The 16,517-nt window shown below is 48.1% G+C and carries 14 protein-coding genes; 6 read left to right on the top strand and 8 right to left on the bottom strand.

What is annotated here, in order from left to right; all coding sequences use genetic code 11:
- Positions 1–6 precede the first annotated feature (6 nt).
- The 5 genes from M3636_RS17745 (at position 7) to M3636_RS17765 (ending at position 5,525) form a co-directional block, all read left to right on the top strand.
- A complete protein-coding gene (locus M3636_RS17745; RefSeq protein WP_186323315.1) occupies positions 7–888 on the top strand; it encodes a nitrilase-related carbon-nitrogen hydrolase in 882 nt (293 codons plus the stop codon).
- Between the two features lie 95 nt (positions 889–983).
- Complete coding sequence (locus M3636_RS17750; RefSeq protein ID WP_483311523.1) at positions 984–2,354, top strand: NAD(P)-dependent oxidoreductase; 1,371 nt, start codon at positions 984–986, stop codon at positions 2,352–2,354.
- Between the two features lie 209 nt (positions 2,355–2,563).
- On the top strand, positions 2,564–3,859 hold the full coding sequence (gene preA / locus M3636_RS17755) for an NAD-dependent dihydropyrimidine dehydrogenase subunit PreA (RefSeq protein WP_145407010.1): 1,296 nt from the start codon (positions 2,564–2,566) through the stop codon (positions 3,857–3,859).
- A complete protein-coding gene (gene hydA, locus M3636_RS17760; RefSeq protein WP_251383403.1) occupies positions 3,856–5,292 on the top strand; it encodes a dihydropyrimidinase in 1,437 nt (478 codons plus the stop codon). Before preA ends, hydA begins: the two co-directional genes overlap by 4 nt.
- Positions 5,293–5,297: 5 nt before the next feature.
- A complete protein-coding gene (locus tag M3636_RS17765; protein ID WP_251383404.1) occupies positions 5,298–5,525 on the top strand; it encodes a hypothetical protein in 228 nt (75 codons plus the stop codon).
- A gap of 5 nt (positions 5,526–5,530) precedes the next feature.
- Here the strand turns inward: M3636_RS17765 and M3636_RS17770 are convergent, their stop codons facing one another.
- From M3636_RS17770 to M3636_RS17800, 8 genes are all read right to left on the bottom strand, one after another.
- A complete protein-coding gene (locus M3636_RS17770) occupies positions 5,531–7,225 on the bottom strand; it encodes a PucR family transcriptional regulator (RefSeq protein ID WP_251383405.1) in 1,695 nt (564 codons plus the stop codon).
- 349 nt (positions 7,226–7,574) lie between these two features.
- Positions 7,575–10,835, bottom strand: coding sequence for an efflux RND transporter permease subunit (locus tag M3636_RS17775; RefSeq protein WP_251383406.1), 3,261 nt, complete (start codon positions 10,833–10,835; stop codon positions 7,575–7,577).
- A 37-nt stretch (positions 10,836–10,872) separates the two neighbouring features.
- On the bottom strand, positions 10,873–11,820 hold the full coding sequence (locus M3636_RS17780; protein ID WP_251383407.1) for a TetR/AcrR family transcriptional regulator: 948 nt from the start codon (positions 11,818–11,820) through the stop codon (positions 10,873–10,875).
- Between the two features lie 140 nt (positions 11,821–11,960).
- Positions 11,961–12,092 carry a hypothetical protein gene (locus M3636_RS29585; RefSeq protein ID WP_285858998.1) on the bottom strand — a complete coding sequence of 44 codons (132 nt, stop codon included), beginning with the start codon at positions 12,090–12,092 and terminating at the stop codon, positions 11,961–11,963.
- 227 nt (positions 12,093–12,319) lie between these two features.
- Positions 12,320–12,634 (bottom strand): DMT family transporter, encoded by a 315-nt coding sequence (locus M3636_RS17785; protein WP_056702138.1) that lies wholly within the window; start codon positions 12,632–12,634, stop codon positions 12,320–12,322.
- Positions 12,634–12,975, bottom strand: a complete 342-nt coding sequence (locus M3636_RS17790) for a DMT family transporter (protein WP_145407004.1) — start codon at positions 12,973–12,975, stop codon at positions 12,634–12,636. Before M3636_RS17790 ends, M3636_RS17785 begins: the two co-directional genes overlap by 1 nt.
- Positions 12,972–13,595 (bottom strand): TetR/AcrR family transcriptional regulator, encoded by a 624-nt coding sequence (locus M3636_RS17795; protein ID WP_251383408.1) that lies wholly within the window; start codon positions 13,593–13,595, stop codon positions 12,972–12,974. Before M3636_RS17795 ends, M3636_RS17790 begins: the two co-directional genes overlap by 4 nt.
- A gap of 172 nt (positions 13,596–13,767) precedes the next feature.
- The gene (locus M3636_RS17800; protein ID WP_483311524.1) at positions 13,768–15,285 is read right to left on the bottom strand and encodes a phospholipase D family protein; all 1,518 of its coding nucleotides are present in this window, start codon (positions 15,283–15,285) and stop codon (positions 13,768–13,770) included.
- 258 nt (positions 15,286–15,543) lie between these two features.
- On the opposite strand from M3636_RS17800, the gene M3636_RS17805 reads away from it, so the two are divergent.
- Positions 15,544–16,488 (top strand): MerR family transcriptional regulator, encoded by a 945-nt coding sequence (locus M3636_RS17805; RefSeq protein WP_251383409.1) that lies wholly within the window; start codon positions 15,544–15,546, stop codon positions 16,486–16,488.
- Positions 16,489–16,517: the final 29 nt, after the last annotated feature.

Raw genomic sequence — 16,517 nt, forward strand, 5'->3', positions numbered from 1 at the left:
AACATTATGGGCAAAATCAAGATTGGTTTGATCCAAGCGTCACACGCCATTGAAGGCACGGCTTCCGTTGAGGTTCATAAGGAAGCGGCGATACAGAAGCATATCGCCATGGTGCGGGAAGCTGCCGCCAAGGGAGCGCAAATTATTGGCCTACAGGAAGTATTCTACGGTCCGTACTTCTGCACGGAGCAGAGTCCGAAGTGGTATGCCTCTGCGGAGCAGGTACCAGAGGGGCCAACTACACAACGTTTCCAAGCACTGGCAAAGGAGCTTGGGGTAGTCATTATTTTGCCGGTGTATGAGGTGGAGGGCATTGCTTCGTATTACAACACGGCAGCCGTGATCGATGCGGATGGATCGTATCTGGGGAAATATCGCAAGCATCACATTCCGCATGTGGAAGCGGGTGAGGGTACTAATGGATTCTGGGAGAAGTATTATTTCAAACCTGGAAATCTTGGGTACCCGGTGTTTGATACGGCTTATGCCAGAGTGGGCGTGTACATCTGTTATGACCGTCATTTCCCGGAGGGAGCACGTCTGCTCGGTTTAGCGGGGGCTGAGATTGTATTTAATCCTTCGGCAACGGTGGCAGGCACGTCGGAATACCTGTGGAAGCTGGAGCAACCAGCACATGCGGTAGCCAATGGGTATTATGTTGCTGCGATCAATCGTGTAGGGGTGGAGACCCCTTGGAACATGGGAGAGTTCTACGGTCAGTCTTATCTCGTTGATCCGCGTGGCAAGATGGTTGCCATCGGCAGCAGGGATCAGGATGAAGTGATTATTGGTGAGATGGATACCGAGGTGATTCGGGAAGTACGCAATGTATGGCAATTTTACCGGGATCGGCGACCTGAAACGTATGAACATCTTGTTCATTTGTAGAGGTTGTTCAAAAAGTCCGTTTTTGATTACGAAGGATGCCCTGAGGCACAGATAGGATACACAGCCCAATAAATAATTTATGGAGGTGCATACGCATGATGAACAGCCCTGGAACCCCCATGTCCGACTATGGATGGGAGAGTCGTTTCACGGAGATGAAACCTGCGATGTCAGGTGCAGAGGCGATGGAGGAATCCAACCGCTGTCTATATTGTTATGATGCACCTTGCATCAAGGCGTGTCCAACAGATATTAATATTCCTTCGTTTATACGTAAAATCTCCACAGGTCACCTCAAGGGCTCTGCTCGAACTATTATGGATGCGAATCCGGTGGGAGCCAGTTGTGCGCGGGTCTGTCCGACAGAAGAGTTATGTGAAGGCGCCTGTGTTCTGAATGATTCGTCAAAGCCTATTCGCATCGGTGACCTGCAACGATATGCAACCGATTGGGCAAGAACGAAGAATGAACCTTTGTTCCATCCGGCACCTTCGAATGGACGTACTGTTGCAATTGTGGGAGCCGGCCCGGCAGGGTTGTCGGCAGCCAGAGAGCTGGGGCGTGCAGGGTATGAGGTGACGATCTATGAAGCGAAGGCGAAAGGTGGCGGACTGAACACGTATGGCATTGTATCGTTCCGTTTACCTGAATCCGTCGCGTTGTGGGAAGTACAGCAAGTGGAAGCACTAGGCGTACAGATTCGCTATGGAGTTCGTATTGGAGTAGACCTCTCGGCGGATGAGATTATGGAGCAATACGACTCGGTAATTCTCGCTTGTGGCATGGGCGCAGTGCCGATGCTTGGTATTGAAGGCGAGACACTTGAAGGAGTCTATGATGCCATTGAGCTGGTCGAATCGACGAAGCAAGGTGTCCCGCCAGCGCTCCATGGATTGAATGTTGCTGTGATTGGTGCAGGCAATACAGCCGTGGATGCGGCAACGTGCTCTGTACGTTTGGGTGCTGAGCGAGTACAGATGCTCTATCGACGCGGAGAGGGTCAGATGACGGCGTATGCGTTTGAATATACATTTGCGAAACAGGAAGGCGTGGAGTTCCGTTGGTTTACGATGCCGAGGCGCATTGTTGGAGATGAGAACGGCCGAGTTCGCGCTATTGAATGTGTGAAGATGCGGCTCGAGACACCGCCCGGCGGGGGGCGTGCATGGCCTGTACCGGTGGAGGGATCAGAGTTCACGATTGAATGTGATACCGTCGTGCGTGCAATTGGGCAGAATCGGTTGTTGCCGCTCATTGAAGCCTTTGGCTTGAAGCACCAAGGCGGTGTAGTGGAGGTGGAGCCGCACACTTATCGGACATCCCGTCCTCAGGTATATGCAGCAGGAGATGTTATCTTCGGTCAGGGGCAGGGCGAAGCCATGGTCGTATCCGCAGCCCAGCAGGGGAAGATGGCTGCGGCAGCGATCATGAAGGCATGGCCTGGTCAGGTGGAAGAGACAGCATAAGTTTGGAATCATGCCGCGCTCGGTGTAATGACACCAGCACCAGTCAATCAGTGAATGGTTTTGACGCCATCATTATTTGGAGCATATAGGGCGATTAATCTATCTCAAGCAATCCCAAGCCTGATATCAGGCAGCATCATTTGATTCGCAAATCAAGAGCTAATCAGTATCAAATCATAGATATCAATCCACATCTAGGAGGGATCGTTATGGCTGACTTATCTATTAATCTGGCAGGTATTCGATCGCCGAATCCGTTCTGGCTGGCATCTGCACCACCAACGAACACGGGATATCAGGTTCAACGAGCCTTTGAGGCAGGCTGGGGTGGCGCAGTGTGGAAGACACTCGGCGAGCCGATCATCAATACATCGTCGCGCTTTGCAGCAATTCATTTTGGTGGACAGCGTGTTGCCGGTTTTAACAACATTGAGTTGATATCAGATCGTCCATTAGAAGTGAATCTGCGAGAAATTGCCGAGACCAAGAAGCGTTTTCCGGATCGAGCGGTGATTGCTTCTCTAATGGTTGAGCCGAAGCGGGAGAAGTGGCATGAGATTGTGAAGAAGGTAGAGGCGGTTGGTGTCGATGGGTTGGAGCTGAACTTTGGCTGCCCTCATGGTATGGCTGAACGTGGCATGGGAGCCGCCTCGGGACAGCAGCCTGATCTGGTAGAGCTACAGACGATGTGGGTGAAGGAGGTAGCAACGACCCCAGTCATCGTGAAGCTTACGCCCAATATTACGGATATTACGGTGACAGCCAAAGCTGCCGTACGTGGTGGAGCCGATGCGATCTCCATGATTAACACTATCAACTCTCTTGCGGGTGTAGATCTGGATTCATGGAATACCGTGCCGCATGTAGGCGGTCAAGGGGCTCATGGGGGATATTGTGGCCCAGCCGTGAAGCCGATCGCTTTGAACATGGTTGCAGAGTGTGCGCGTAATCCTGAGGTAGGCGTGCCGATATCCGGTATTGGAGGCATATCCAATTGGCGGGATACAGCTGAGTTTCTGTTAATGGGAGCCACCGGCGTTCAGATATGCACGGCTGCAATGCATCATGGTTTTCGGATCGTGGAGGAAATGATCGACGGGCTGAATGATTACTTGGATGAGAAGGGTTTGCAAAGTGTAACCGAGTTAATCGGTCAGACAGTTCCTAAATACTCGGATTGGGGCAATCTTGATCTGAATTACAAAGTGGTCGCTCGTATTGATCGCGATGTCTGTATTAATTGCAACAAATGCCATATCGCCTGTGAAGACACTTCACATCAATGTATTGATATGTTGACCGATCCTTCGGGCTCCTATCTTGAGGTAGTTGAGGAGGATTGTGTAGGCTGTAACCTTTGTTCCATCGTATGTCCAGTGGACGGTGCAATTCAGATGGTGGAGGTCGGGCATGAACAAGCACCACTCACCTGGAATGAACGCCAATCGGCAATAGCGACGCTACAATGGACACGAGATCAATCAACGAAAGAGGCGATATCATGACTATCCGCAAATTGATTCGGAATGGTGTGTTGGTTACAGCGTCAGATACATTCGAGGCAGATATTCTAATCGAGCATGGCAAAATCACGCAGATCGGCATAGGGCTACTGCCGGACGAACGGACAGAGGTCATCGATGCTGCGGGTTGTTATGTGATTCCGGGCGGTATCGATCCACATACTCATCTGGATATGCCGTTTGGCGGAACCGTTACTGCGGATGACTTCGCGACAGGTACGGCAGCAGCAGCATTTGGCGGCACAACCACAATCATAGATTTTTGTTTAACGCAAAAAGGGCGACCGCTGCTGGAATCTCTCCAGCAATGGCATGACAAAGCAGAGGGTAAAGCAGCCATTGATTATGGTTTCCATCTGATGATTGGTGAGATGAATGACCAAGTGCTCGAAGAGTTACCTCAGATGATTGAAGAAGAAGGTGTGTCTTCCTTTAAGGTATTCATGGCATACAAAAATCAATTCCAAGCCGATGATGCCATCCTGTATCAGACGCTGCAAAAGGCGAAGGAGTATGGCGCTCTCGTCATGGTGCATGCCGAGAATGGTGATGTGATCGACCTCTTGGTGCGTGAAGCACTCGCGGCTGGTCGAACTGAACCGATTCACCATGCGCTAACTCGTCCATCGATCTTGGAGGGAGAGGCAACAGGTCGGGCGGCTCGACTGGCGGCGCTTGCCGATTCTCAGCTTTATGTTGTGCATGTGACATGCGCTGAAGCGGTTGAGCAGATTGCCCGTATGCGGGAGTTGGGTTATCGAATCTGGGGCGAGACATGTCCACAGTATTTAACATTGGATCAATCGATCATGGATCAGCCGAATTTTGAAGGTGCTAAGTATGTCTGGTCCCCACCTTTGCGGGAAGCATCTCATCAGGATGCATTATGGAATGCGCTCAAGAATGGTCAGCTGCAGACGATTGGCTCGGATCACTGTTCGTTTAACTTTAAGGGACAGAAGGATCTGGGAAAGGATGACTTTAGCAAAATTCCGAATGGCGGGCCTGTGATCGAGGATCGACTCAGCATCCTGTATTCAGAAGGTGTTGCCAAAGGTCGCATATCCTTGAACCAGTGGGTGGATCTGTGCTCTACACGGGCGAGCAAACTGTTTGGGCTCTTTCCGCAGAAAGGCACGCTGGCTGTTGGAACCGATGCAGATATCGTTATTTTTGACCCAGCGATGGAGAGAGAACTTTCTGCTGCGACGCATCATATGAACGTAGATTACAGTGCTTTTGAAGGAATGCAGGTTCAGGGATGTCCCGTTACGGTGCTGTGCCGGGGAGAATATGTGGTTCGTGATCGGCAGTTTGCAGGCAAGCCGGGTGCAGGTCAATACGTGAAACGTGCCAAATACGATGCTGGCGCGCCCGTTCCAGCGAAGAAAGTTGCGACAACAACGAGGGGGTGAGAGGGATGTCCGAGACAGCGGATTTTGAAGCAGAAAAAATAGCGATTGAACGTATGGTCGCTCTGGGCTACCGGATCTATACGGTGCAAGAGCATCTGGAGGGAGCGGATGTCGTCTGGGAACACCCGCAACAGCCGGGGGAGTGGAAGCAGCAACACGTCGGTACTGCCTCCGGCCGAAAGTGGTTTGGACACTTTCTCGTGCAGCAACTGCGAGAACAGCAGGGGGCATAATGAAGCTACGCGATCGGGCCGTTGACATATTCGTAACCATAGATGGCAAGCTCGATCGCAACCCTTTTCTCAGGAAGAACATAGTCTTCGCCTAGAAGAGTCTCGATTTTGTGTAATCGGTGATAGAGCGTTTGCCTAACGATGAACAGGCGGGTAGCGGTCTCTTGTTTGGAACAGCAGAGCACTAAATATTGCTTGAGTGTATGCAGAAGCTGCCCACCTTTTTCTGCATCATATCGGATGATTGGCCCCAAATACTCCTCGATAAAATCCTCCAAACTGCCACTCTGCTTCATGCCTGCAATAATACGGTAACAGTGAAGGTTGCTGTAGAAGGGCTGTTGCATCGCTCCAATATCCTTTTGAATCGCCAGTGTTTCTTTAGCTGAATCTAGACTGTCTTTGATACGAGCGAGGTTGGCACAACTCTGACCAATGCCTAGTAGACCTGAGAATAGACGATGGGTTTGATCTGCTTCGTGCTGCTGGAGCTGTTGAATGCAGTTCCATAGATGGCTTTTGCGTTGAATTCCAGGCTGAGGGTCGATGATGATAAGAATGATCTGATGATTAAGCACGGTACTGTAGAGGGTGAATCCTTCTCTTGAGAAAATGGAGCGGGAGACGATGTTGCGCTGAATGAGGAGCTTCTGTAGTTTGAGGCTATCTGAATAACCCGGAATACGGTCGAACAACATGACAGTGCCTGTGCCTGTTGCCAGAAGAGGGCTAGCAGTGGATAGATATTCGTGTATCTCTTTGGCAGAATGATGGCCGTTGAGCCAATCGATCACCCACATATCTTCCTTGTATCGGCGCTTCTCCTCCATGTATTTAGTGCGCATCCAGTCCTGGGCAATGGCAGCGGCACAACGCTCCATGGCTTGAAGGACGAATTCGCTCGACGGTTGATGTGTGTGCTCTAGATCCAGATCATGATTAGATGATTTGGCTGTGGTAAGTACGAGATCGGCAAAAGTATACTCTAGCGCTTGCACAGACAATGAGAGCGCAGCCGGAGAGGAACCATGATTGGTTGGCGTAGTGTTCTCCGTATGACTTTCCATTCTCGTTGTACCAGACTCCCGATGCATGAACCAGGACTGGCGGCGCGCTTCCAGATGTTCTGGTGCACAATAAGGCACCGCACTTGCCTCACCCTCAAGTGGATACAGAGCTACATCATAACCCGTCGTACGTGACAACAATCGAAGTAGTGGCTGCACACCATCGCCATTGAGCAGAAGTTGGTTGAATGAGGTGGTCAGGGTATCAAGTTCAGCGATTAACCGCTGGTGACTGCGGAGCAAAGTGAAATGCAGGTCTTGCGTAATATCGATATAGCGAACTTGTTCATGGAACCAGATGAGTGGAAAATCCTCGGCAGAAGCGATCTCTTTCATCGCCCCAAGCTGGGATTGGGTATGTACCCCAAGCTCAATACATAACCCCGCAGCCCCATGTGCAATTAACTGCCGTAGAAAAGAAAGCCCCTGCTGCGCATTATCCTGCCATCCGATGCCTGTAGTTAACACCAGTTCACCACCGTTTAGAAGGTTCCCCACTTCAGGCACTTCCATGATATGTACCCATCTGACGTACCTTGTCAGCGCACGTTCACTGGCGAGCACCTCTGCTTTGCGAAATACCGGACGTTTCAACATATCCCTCATCTGAATATGGAGCGTCGTCTCCCCCATATCCTCACCGTCCTTCCCCATGGTATGTCCTAGGCAATACCCAACCCAAGCTGCGCGGTTCTAGAAGAATGTTCTGTAAGCCATGAACGTATGTCATATCCGTAAACCTTAGTATAGAACCATTTCATAGAGATGAGATGATCTCTTACACCCATTTGTGTAATTTCCCAAAATGGATAGTTTGTTTTGTCATTTATTTCAAAGTTGCCATCGCGTTGACTACAAAACAAGCCCTGACTGCAAAAAAACACCCCTTGATGTGATGCTGGAATATGAAATCATTCCAATACATACCAAGGGGTGTGAATTGTTAATCTAGCTCAGATCACGAGTCGATCCTTGTGCTTAATTAATCTTCGATTCTTTTCTTTTTGAACTTCATCAGGAATTCATACACAATCGGCACGATCACCAGTGTGAGCAGCGTGGAGCTGATCAGACCACCGATAACGGTAATTCCCAGACCTTTCGAGATAATACCAGCGCTCTCTTCCAGCCCTGTAACGAGTGGAAGCAAAGCACCAATGGTAGCAAGAGCGGTCATCAGAATTGGACGAAGACGTGTTGCTCCGGCTTCCAGCAAGGCTTCACGAGTAGACAATCCCTCGTTTTCCTTGTGAATGACGCGGTCGATTAGGACGATGGCATTCGTGACCACGATTCCGATTAGCATCAGTCCACCCATCATGGCAGATACGTCGATTGTACCACCTGCTACGAACAGACCTACCATAATACCAATAACGGTGAACGGCAGGGAGAATAGGATGGCAAATGGCGCAAGTCCGCCGCCAAACGTAACAACGAGCACAAAGTATACAATAGCGATGGCTGCCAACATAGCCAGACCAAGCTGTGTAAATGTGTCATTAATTTGTTCAGTCGTACCGCCAAACTTCACTTCAACACCATCTGGCAGATCGATTTTGTCGATATTAGCCTGCAGATCCTGCGAAGCCTTCGCTACATTAGAAGCGAGAATGTTAGCGGATACCTGAACAACAACCTTACCATCAATACGCATGATGGAGTTCGGCGAAGTACCTTCTTCTACTTTTGCGACATCTTTAATGGGTACTTCGATGCCGAGCGGTGAAGTGACTGTTTCATTTTCAATCTCCGAAAGGCTATTAAATGTCTTTTTGTCCGTTTCAACATATACTTTATACGTTTTGTTCTCGATATCTACTTCGGTAAGCACCGGGCGTTCCCGCACTGGGCTTAGCGTCATAGCCAGTTGACCTGCAGTCAAACCAAGCGAACTTAGTTTCTCCTGATCTGCAACCAGCGTGTACTGTCCGTAGGTATCAGAGAGTGTTGTATCTGCTTTTTCGAATGATTCCGTATCTGCCTGAACCAGCTTCAGAATTTCATCGGAGACAGGCTTGATCTGTTCTACACTGTCGCCATAGATGGAAAGGCTCAGACTGCTTCCTCCCAGACCCCCAGACATATCAAGCTCACTCCAGGTTCCTACGGTAACTTGGTTCTTCAGACCTTCCACAAGATCTTTCTTCACTTGGGTAAATTCTTTGGTATCTTTGTTGTATTCAATATAGAAGAGTGCGGAGTTGGAGCTTCCTCCACCCATGCTGCTCAGCGGGTTACTGCCACCGATGGAGTATTGCATTTTCTCCAGACCTGGTTGCTGCAACAACCACTTCTCAGCGACAAGGGCTTCTTTTTCCACATCTTCACGCAGAGCTCCCGTTTCCGGACTGTACGTAACCATGACATATTTATCCTGTTGCTCTGGCAGGAAGCTTGCGCCGATGAACGGATACAGGAATAAACTACCGACCAATACGAGTACAGCGACACTTACAGTAATGAGTTTATGAGACAACGTCCAGTTCAAGAGTCGTTTGTATGTTTCCGCAAGCTTGCCCGGTTTTTCGTCATGATTTTGTTTGTTCTTAATCCCTTTGCGGAACAGGCTATGTGCCAGCATTGGTACGATTGTGATCGCAACAATAAGGGATGCCAGTAGGGCAAAGACCATCGTCAAGGCAAATGGTAAGAACAACTCACCGACCATACCGCTCACAAGTGCGAGTGGAAGGAACACGGCGATGGTAACAATGGTGGAGGAAAGGATCGGTACAAACATCTCGCGGGTTGCTTCCCGGATCAGTTCACGGCCTTTTAATTTCTCTCCTTTGAGTGTTAAACGGCGATAGATGTTCTCGATAACAACGATGGAGTCATCTACGACCCGCCCAATAGCAACCGTCATGGCGCCGAGCGTCATCATATTCAACGTAATGTCCATTACATTCAGCGCCGTCAGTGCAATGAGCAAGGAGAGCGGAATGGAAATAACCGAAATGATGGTAGAGCGGATATCACGCAAGAACAACAGAATAATCAAAATGGCGAACAAAGCACCAAACATCGCTTTGAACAACATTGTATTTACGGAATCTTGGATCGGTTTACCTTGGTCAAGTAAGACCGTTAGCTCCGCATTTTTGAATTGCGATTGCAATTCTTCTGCTTTTTTCTTAACGGCATTGACTACATCAACAGTATTGGCATCATTGGACTTAACGATAGAGATCCCGATGGATTCTTTACCATCTGTCCGAGAGATGGATTCTGCTTGACCAATAACTTCGATCTTCGCGATCTCACTTAATTTAACGGTTGGAATACCAGGTGCTGCGTTAGCTGCGCCTGCAGGATTACCAGCGCCAGCGTTACCGCTACCCGCTTGCCCTGCAGCTTGGTCAGATCCTTGTGCAGCCCCTGGTGCTGTACCTTGACCCGCTTCACCAGCTTGAGCCGATGAACCATCTGTTGGTGCTCCCGTGCCTTGTGGGGCAGTAACTGCACCATTACCTGCTGATGCGCCTGCACCACTTGGGATAACCGGAATAGCCAGATTGTTCAGGTCATCAATATCAATGATGTTACCATCAACAACGACAGCCTTTTGTGCTTTATCCAGTTCAAACAATCCAAGAGGTACACGGACAGACGAACCTTGAACGATGCCTTTGACTGTATCTTCCGTCAGACCGAGTTCGTTCATTTTGTCCTCGTCAAATTTCAGTTGAACCTCTCTAACGTATTGACCGGAAACTTGTACCTGAGCGACACCATCAATGTCTTCAAGTGCGGCCTGAATATCGTTCTGTGCGAGTCTTGTCAGTTGCTCCAGATCGCCGCCATCCTTATCGGACAAGCTCAGGGATACAACTGGGAATGAGTTGATGCTGAATTTGGAAATGGTCGGTTTCTGTACGCCTTCTGGCAATTGCACTTCGTTTAAAGCTTCACGAACTGCTGCGGTGGCATTATCCAGATCGGTTCCATAATCAAATTCAAGTGTAATGGAGGAGGCATTTTCCATGGAGGTAGAGGTGAGTGTTTTAATGCCCTCGACGTTCCTCAATGTTTGTTCTAGTGGTTTGGTGACATCCTCAACAATTCCCTCTGGTGCAGCACCAGGATCAATAGCAGTAACCGCCAGAAATGGAACGTTGATGTTTGGAATTGTCTCCTGCTTCATCGTTAGTCCACTGTATAGACCGGTAGCGGAAACGATGATGGTCAGAATCCAGATCGCAAACTTGTTGTTCAGTGAAAAGTTAATAATCCCTTTCATACGTTGGTTTCTTCTCCTCTCTGTTCTCCCTGTTTTTTTATTGGTTTGACGAGTCAGCTTGGATAAACCGGCTATACATGGCATCCATAATATGCTGAAGCTCGGAGTGCAATGGCTGAATGGCAGGAATGTGATTCAGATTGTGCATCATACCCAGGATAATCGCGCGCCTTGGCGTGAATTCCATCATCTCTCGTTTTAGAATGGCGATGGTCTCCAGCGCATCGGTTCGTAATTGTCCTGGTTGCAGATCAGAAGTGATGATATCCTGCATCTGTTTGATAATGTGAACCGGATGCCGCATGACGGTAGAATCTGCATTGAATTCACGCGTCCATGCTGGCCAGTGGTCTAACATAATTAAGGGCGCAGGCTTGTTCTGCAAAAGTCCTTGTGCTGCGTAATCCATCGTCCGCAGCAAGTTGGAAGCCATTTTGGCAACGGTGAGGGACGGCATTTCGGTGAACCATATTTTGACGTAGGAGAGAAACAGACCTTGCGTAAGCAGCATCAAATCAATGGTATAAGGTTCAATCTCGGGTCCATACATGGCCTCAAGCTTATCCTTGAACCAATGTAAGATGCGTACCTCCAGTTCTCTATGCTGCGGGTTGCATTGGTCACGGTGCTTCTGCTCATCGTCCATCATCATGCTGCGTAGCTGTACACGCAAAAATTCCCTCAGCTCAGATACATGGATGAGAAGTGTCTCAATCTGCTTGTGCAGACGTTCTCTTGAAGTGAGGCCAGCTTCTTGTTCAATCTGAGTCATTTCATCAATGAGAGTGAACATGCAGTATTCCAATGTGCTGGACTCTAATTCCTCCTTGGATTTGAACATGAGGTAGAGACTGCCCTTCGACATTCCGCACAGTTCAGCAATCTCCTGCATAGACGTTGCGGCACTGCCTTTGGCTGAGAACAGTTTGAGAGCTGTGGTAATAATGAGCTTTTTCTTTTCATTCATTTCATGGATAGGGTTCATTAACGATACATTCACCTCGTTATGGAACTTGTGAGTTCTCAGATTGACTTCAAGGTCAAAACAAGTATAAACGATCTGGGAGGTCGAATTCAAATGGAAGGGAATTGGAAAAAAGAGAGGAGAATACTTACCTAGTGAGGTCACATTCCACGCTGAAAATCATAAATAGCGAGCAGGATCACCGCTACGAGGGAGAACAGGAAGAACGCAGCTAATAGGATGAGGAAGGTGTACCCTGTGAATGCGCCAAGACGTCTCCATATTTTCTTCATATCCGTCAACCTCTTTTCCATACAAAAATAAAATCATTCGTTCGAATCGTTATGTAAAATGAGTAAATGAGTTTATGTCATTGACGTCCTCTACTTCCATCATATCTCAAACAGACGACTTCCTGATGAAGTCGCCTGATTTTTTACGTGAAATATAAATTTGTCTACCGTCGTATCAGCATTATTATCGTTTATCATTACGATATTGCTTGATCTTGCTGCATACGTTACGTAATTAATTTCAAACCAACCGCTGCGACCAGAATCATCGCAATAAATAGGAGTCGCTTCGCTTCTTTGCGTTCACCGAACAGGAACATGCCTGTCAGTGTGCTGCCTACCGTTCCGATTCCTGTCCACACAGCATAAGCTGTGCCCATAGGGATAGAGGTCATTGCGTAGGACAGAAGAGAGAAGCTGAATACAAATGAAACCAACATCAGTACGATATAAGGCCAGCCTTTTTTGGAGGAAGCTCCATTAATACCGATAACGCCAAAAATTTCACAGATACCTGCACCGACGATTGCTAACCATGCCATTATGCCGCACCTTCTTTCGCGGATTGCTGGTCTGTGACAAGTTTCAATCCAATAACACCACAGAGCAGTAAGCCGATCAGCAATATTTTAGCAAGGCGGAACTCCTCGCCGAATAACACCATTTCGGTTAGGACGGTACCTGCTGTACCAATTCCCGTGAAGACGGCGTATACGGTACCAACAGGCAGTCTTTTGGAAGCGGCGATGATGAGTCCAAAACTAATCACGATGGCGATCCCCGTTAGTGCCCATTCTAATGCAGTAGAAGCGTGCTTTAACCCACTTACCCATACAATTTCTATAATTCCTCCGATAAAAACATATAACCAGTTGCGGTTCATGATGGTGAATCTCCTTCCAGCACGATAGCTCGTGCTCCTTCGTTCAAATGATGTATGCCATGCCAAAAAACAGGCCAGGACGCTTCAAGGCGTCGTTTGTATCGACGTGAGCTTCCATAAATAATCTCCACCGTAATGCCGTCCAGGAACGTCATAAACGCAATCGCTACTTGTTCGGCTGGAACAGACGGTAGTTCTCCGTGGCGTATCGCACGCTCGAATAGCCGGATCAATATACGTTCCATGCCATCTAGAAACGGATACACAAGATCCATTACTTCGCTGTATAAATTCAGTGGTGGATAGTAACAATTGCGCAGCATAAAACGTGCGGATGCATGGGCGTGGTACTCTTCCTCAAACCAGAATAGTAAACCCTTCAGCCGTTGCTCTAGTGGTATATCCGCATGGTCACGGAAATATTCGAGTGTGTGCCGCCGTACCTCCTGGAATGCGAAGGCCAGGGTGTGCAAAAACAAGTCGTCCTTATTACTAAAATGTGCATATATCGATGGCTTCTTAATCCCGACTTCATCTGCGATGGCTCTCAGTGAGGCTCCTTCATATCCATCTCTAGCAAAATGAAAAAGTGCGGCATCCCGAATCGAATGTGCAGTCATAACATCACCTTCCTAACGGGCGTTAGGTAATAATATTTTCACATTTCACATCCCGTGTCAAGATACGAAACCGCCTGCACAATCAGCACAGGCGGTTAAGTTATAGTTATATGAAATTAGACTAACATTTACACCAGAGCGGAGAACCACAGAAAATCGCTTTGTAAAGGGTTCAAAAGGTCGTAAAGCCCAAGATGAGTTGAAGCTTATACAATATTCCTTTCAAGAACGTTGTTTTCTCCTGGAACTCATCGAGATTTAATGTGAATTCGGCATCATCATTATTCCATATACGGTCAAAATATTTCGCAATATTTTGAGTGAATTCGTTATCCGCAGGAGCGGCGACCCAAAGGTCGTTTTCCAAATTGTAATCATTCATATTCCGAGGTGTAAAATTGGTCGACCCGCCAAGGACAATGTGATCACCGTTTGCTTTGGCGATGTACATCATCTTGGTGTGATACTGTTCCTTGGTTGTGTTATACCAGCGAATCTGGATCTTCCCGTCTGACTTATCATGTAACTCGGCAGCTACAGGACGATTCGGAATGCCGATCTTCTCCTGACCAAACGCATTTTCGTTTGGATCAAGTACAAGCCGAATCTCTGTTCCGCGTTCTGCTGCTGCGAGCAACGCATCAATCACTTTAGGTGAAGCGATGTAGAACATGCCCATCCATAACACGTCACCCTTTTCGGCTGCGTTAATCTCATGCAAGGTTGCATCATTTACTTTGCCTTCGGTTAAGTAGCGGATACGCAGGTCACCCTCGTTCGAGTTCGTGCTCGACGTAGCGGGCGAATCGTTGGCAGAGGGAGAATATACGGGCACAGTACCACCACCGGAAATGTCTAATACCGCCTGTTCTGACCGAAGGATATCCTCAATTATTGGGCCAGAGACTTCAAAGGCAATGTTGGAATGATAGGCGCTCGCGTCATGGATATTGCCAGAGGAAACAATGGCTGTTTTCTCACTGACGACCACTTTGCGATGATTGGCTTTTACATTTAATAATTTTAAGTAAGATCGCAAGGTAACATCTGGGCCGTCACTTGCCATCAGGTTGGGAATCCAGCCTTTGCCGGACTGTCCGAACCATTGGAAGAAGGTGCGCCAGACTGCCGAGTAGACCGGTGTAGAGTCGCGGAGTGGATCAACATTGGTGATGACCACGTGAATTCCCGCTTGTTTCATTTGTTGCAGCAGCGGATTCGGCGCTGAGTTGTAATTTGTATTTACTTCGTCGGTAATAAACCAGATGTCCATTTCGGGATGCTGATTTTTTTTGGCTATCATCGCATCTGTGAATTCGGCACTGATTGGCGGGAATCGTTGTCCTTCATGCTGATAATCATTAAATAAAAACATATCTACGAGCACGAATTGTTCAGCATCTTCAACCACCTGAAGCATCCGCTGGAATATCTGCTGCTCATGCTCCATCAGTCCATCTTCGGAAGGGTACGTCAGATCATGAAGAAACTGCACTTGATCCGTGCGATACTCAGGACTTTCATAGGAAATGCCTGGTGGTAGCGGTTTATACGTCTGATAGAGCATGACTGCGATGAGCCATAGAATAAGAAGACCTAGAGCTATGCGTATGTATGGGAAGCGGCGTCCGGATGCCTTGGATTTAGTTGAGGTATGGCGAGAAGAAAACAAGTAATGACCCCCTTTCATATGTTGACTGACTACTATTACCACCTTCGACTGAAGGTTGACGCATCCCGCGAAATATAGATGATAAATTAGGCAAGCAGGATGTTACTGAATTGTCTTGATGAATCGACAGGGGTGTAGCTGTTGTGTATAATGAGTGTATTATTTTTGTAGAATGTTTTAAATTTCATATATTCTCGAAATGTGAACCTGGCGGAAACGGACAAGGCCACGGCAAGCATTTCAGAGCGTGTTTTATTGGAGATTTCAAGAAAGAGAGTGGGGACTAAAGTGTATTCCATCAAACAGGTCGCTGCCATGCTGGACATTCCAACGGTAACGCTCCGAGCTTGGGAAAATCGTTACAGCGCGGTCACTCCTGAGCGAACGGAATCGGGTTATCGGTTGTATACAGATGAAAATGTTGAAGATCTGCGCTGGTTGAAACAGCAGGTTGAGCAACATCAGACCAATATTTCAGAAGCGGTGCGAATGTTAAAGGCAAACAAAGCCAAGCCAGTCGAGCCATTCATTCCCACCCCGGTTACGGCTCCTGTGCCCACCATGGAAGAATCGTACCAACGGATTGCGGATCAAATTTACGATTCCCTATATCAGTTCCAGGGGGAACGAGCCAACGGTCTGATTGATTTTGGTTTTACAATGTATGGATACGACTCGATGTTCTATCACGTACTTGTGCCCATTCTAGTTCGGGTTGGTGATGCTTGGGAGCAGGGTAGAGCCTCTGTAGCGCAAGAGCATTTCATGACCCAGCTGATTTCACAGCGGTTTTATCAGTTTTTCCATCTGTTCCCGATCTATCCGCACTTACCCAAAGTTCTGGCGTTGTGCCCGGAAGGGGAGCATCATCAGGTGGGATTACTGCTATTTTCCCTGTTTATGCGTAAAAATGGAGCTGAGGTGCTGTACCTCGGAGCCAATACGCCGGAAGAGGGCATCTTTCCGATCATTCGTGAGCAGAAGATCAAGCTGGTCTGTCTCTCCATTACGAGTCCGGGATTGATGGAGCGCTGTGACCAATTGGTGAATCGAATCAAGGATGAATTTCCGCATATGCGTTTTGTCCTTGGAGGAAAAGGATATGAGCGTTCAGAGCATGCAGCCTATCCAGACTGGATCATGCCGGAGCATTCGTCCGAATGGCAAGGTTGGTTAGAGCGAGAGTACTTGGTTGATATGCCACCAGGCTCACAGTATTAACGTTGTAGAGTGAAATGTAAGGGACAGGT

The sequence above is a fragment of the Paenibacillus sp. MER 99-2 genome (assembly GCF_023714095.1).
GTDB lineage: Bacteria > Bacillota > Bacilli > Paenibacillales > Paenibacillaceae > Paenibacillus.

Excerpts from the sequence above, each read along its gene's own strand:
- M3636_RS17800 (WP_483311524.1), bottom strand. The coding sequence starts at position 15,285 with ATGAAAGGGGGTCATTACTTGTTTTCTTCTCGCCATACCTCAACTAAA.
- M3636_RS17785 (WP_056702138.1), bottom strand. The coding sequence starts at position 12,634 with ATGGCATGGTTAGCAATCGTCGGTGCAGGTATCTGTGAAATTTTTGGC.
- hydA (WP_251383403.1), top strand. The coding sequence starts at position 3,856 with ATGACTATCCGCAAATTGATTCGGAATGGTGTGTTGGTTACAGCGTCA.
- M3636_RS17765 (WP_251383404.1), top strand. The coding sequence starts at position 5,298 with ATGTCCGAGACAGCGGATTTTGAAGCAGAAAAAATAGCGATTGAACGT.
- preA (WP_145407010.1), top strand. The coding sequence starts at position 2,564 with ATGGCTGACTTATCTATTAATCTGGCAGGTATTCGATCGCCGAATCCG.
- M3636_RS17745 (WP_186323315.1), top strand. The coding sequence starts at position 7 with ATGGGCAAAATCAAGATTGGTTTGATCCAAGCGTCACACGCCATTGAA.
- M3636_RS17750 (WP_483311523.1), top strand. The coding sequence starts at position 984 with ATGATGAACAGCCCTGGAACCCCCATGTCCGACTATGGATGGGAGAGT.
- M3636_RS17770 (WP_251383405.1), bottom strand. The coding sequence starts at position 7,225 with ATGGGGGAGACGACGCTCCATATTCAGATGAGGGATATGTTGAAACGT.
- M3636_RS17790 (WP_145407004.1), bottom strand. The coding sequence starts at position 12,975 with ATGAACCGCAACTGGTTATATGTTTTTATCGGAGGAATTATAGAAATT.
- M3636_RS29585 (WP_285858998.1), bottom strand. The coding sequence starts at position 12,092 with ATGAAGAAAATATGGAGACGTCTTGGCGCATTCACAGGGTACACCTTC.
- M3636_RS17780 (WP_251383407.1), bottom strand. The coding sequence starts at position 11,820 with ATGAACCCTATCCATGAAATGAATGAAAAGAAAAAGCTCATTATTACC.
- M3636_RS17775 (WP_251383406.1), bottom strand. The coding sequence starts at position 10,835 with ATGAAAGGGATTATTAACTTTTCACTGAACAACAAGTTTGCGATCTGG.
- M3636_RS17795 (WP_251383408.1), bottom strand. The coding sequence starts at position 13,595 with ATGACTGCACATTCGATTCGGGATGCCGCACTTTTTCATTTTGCTAGA.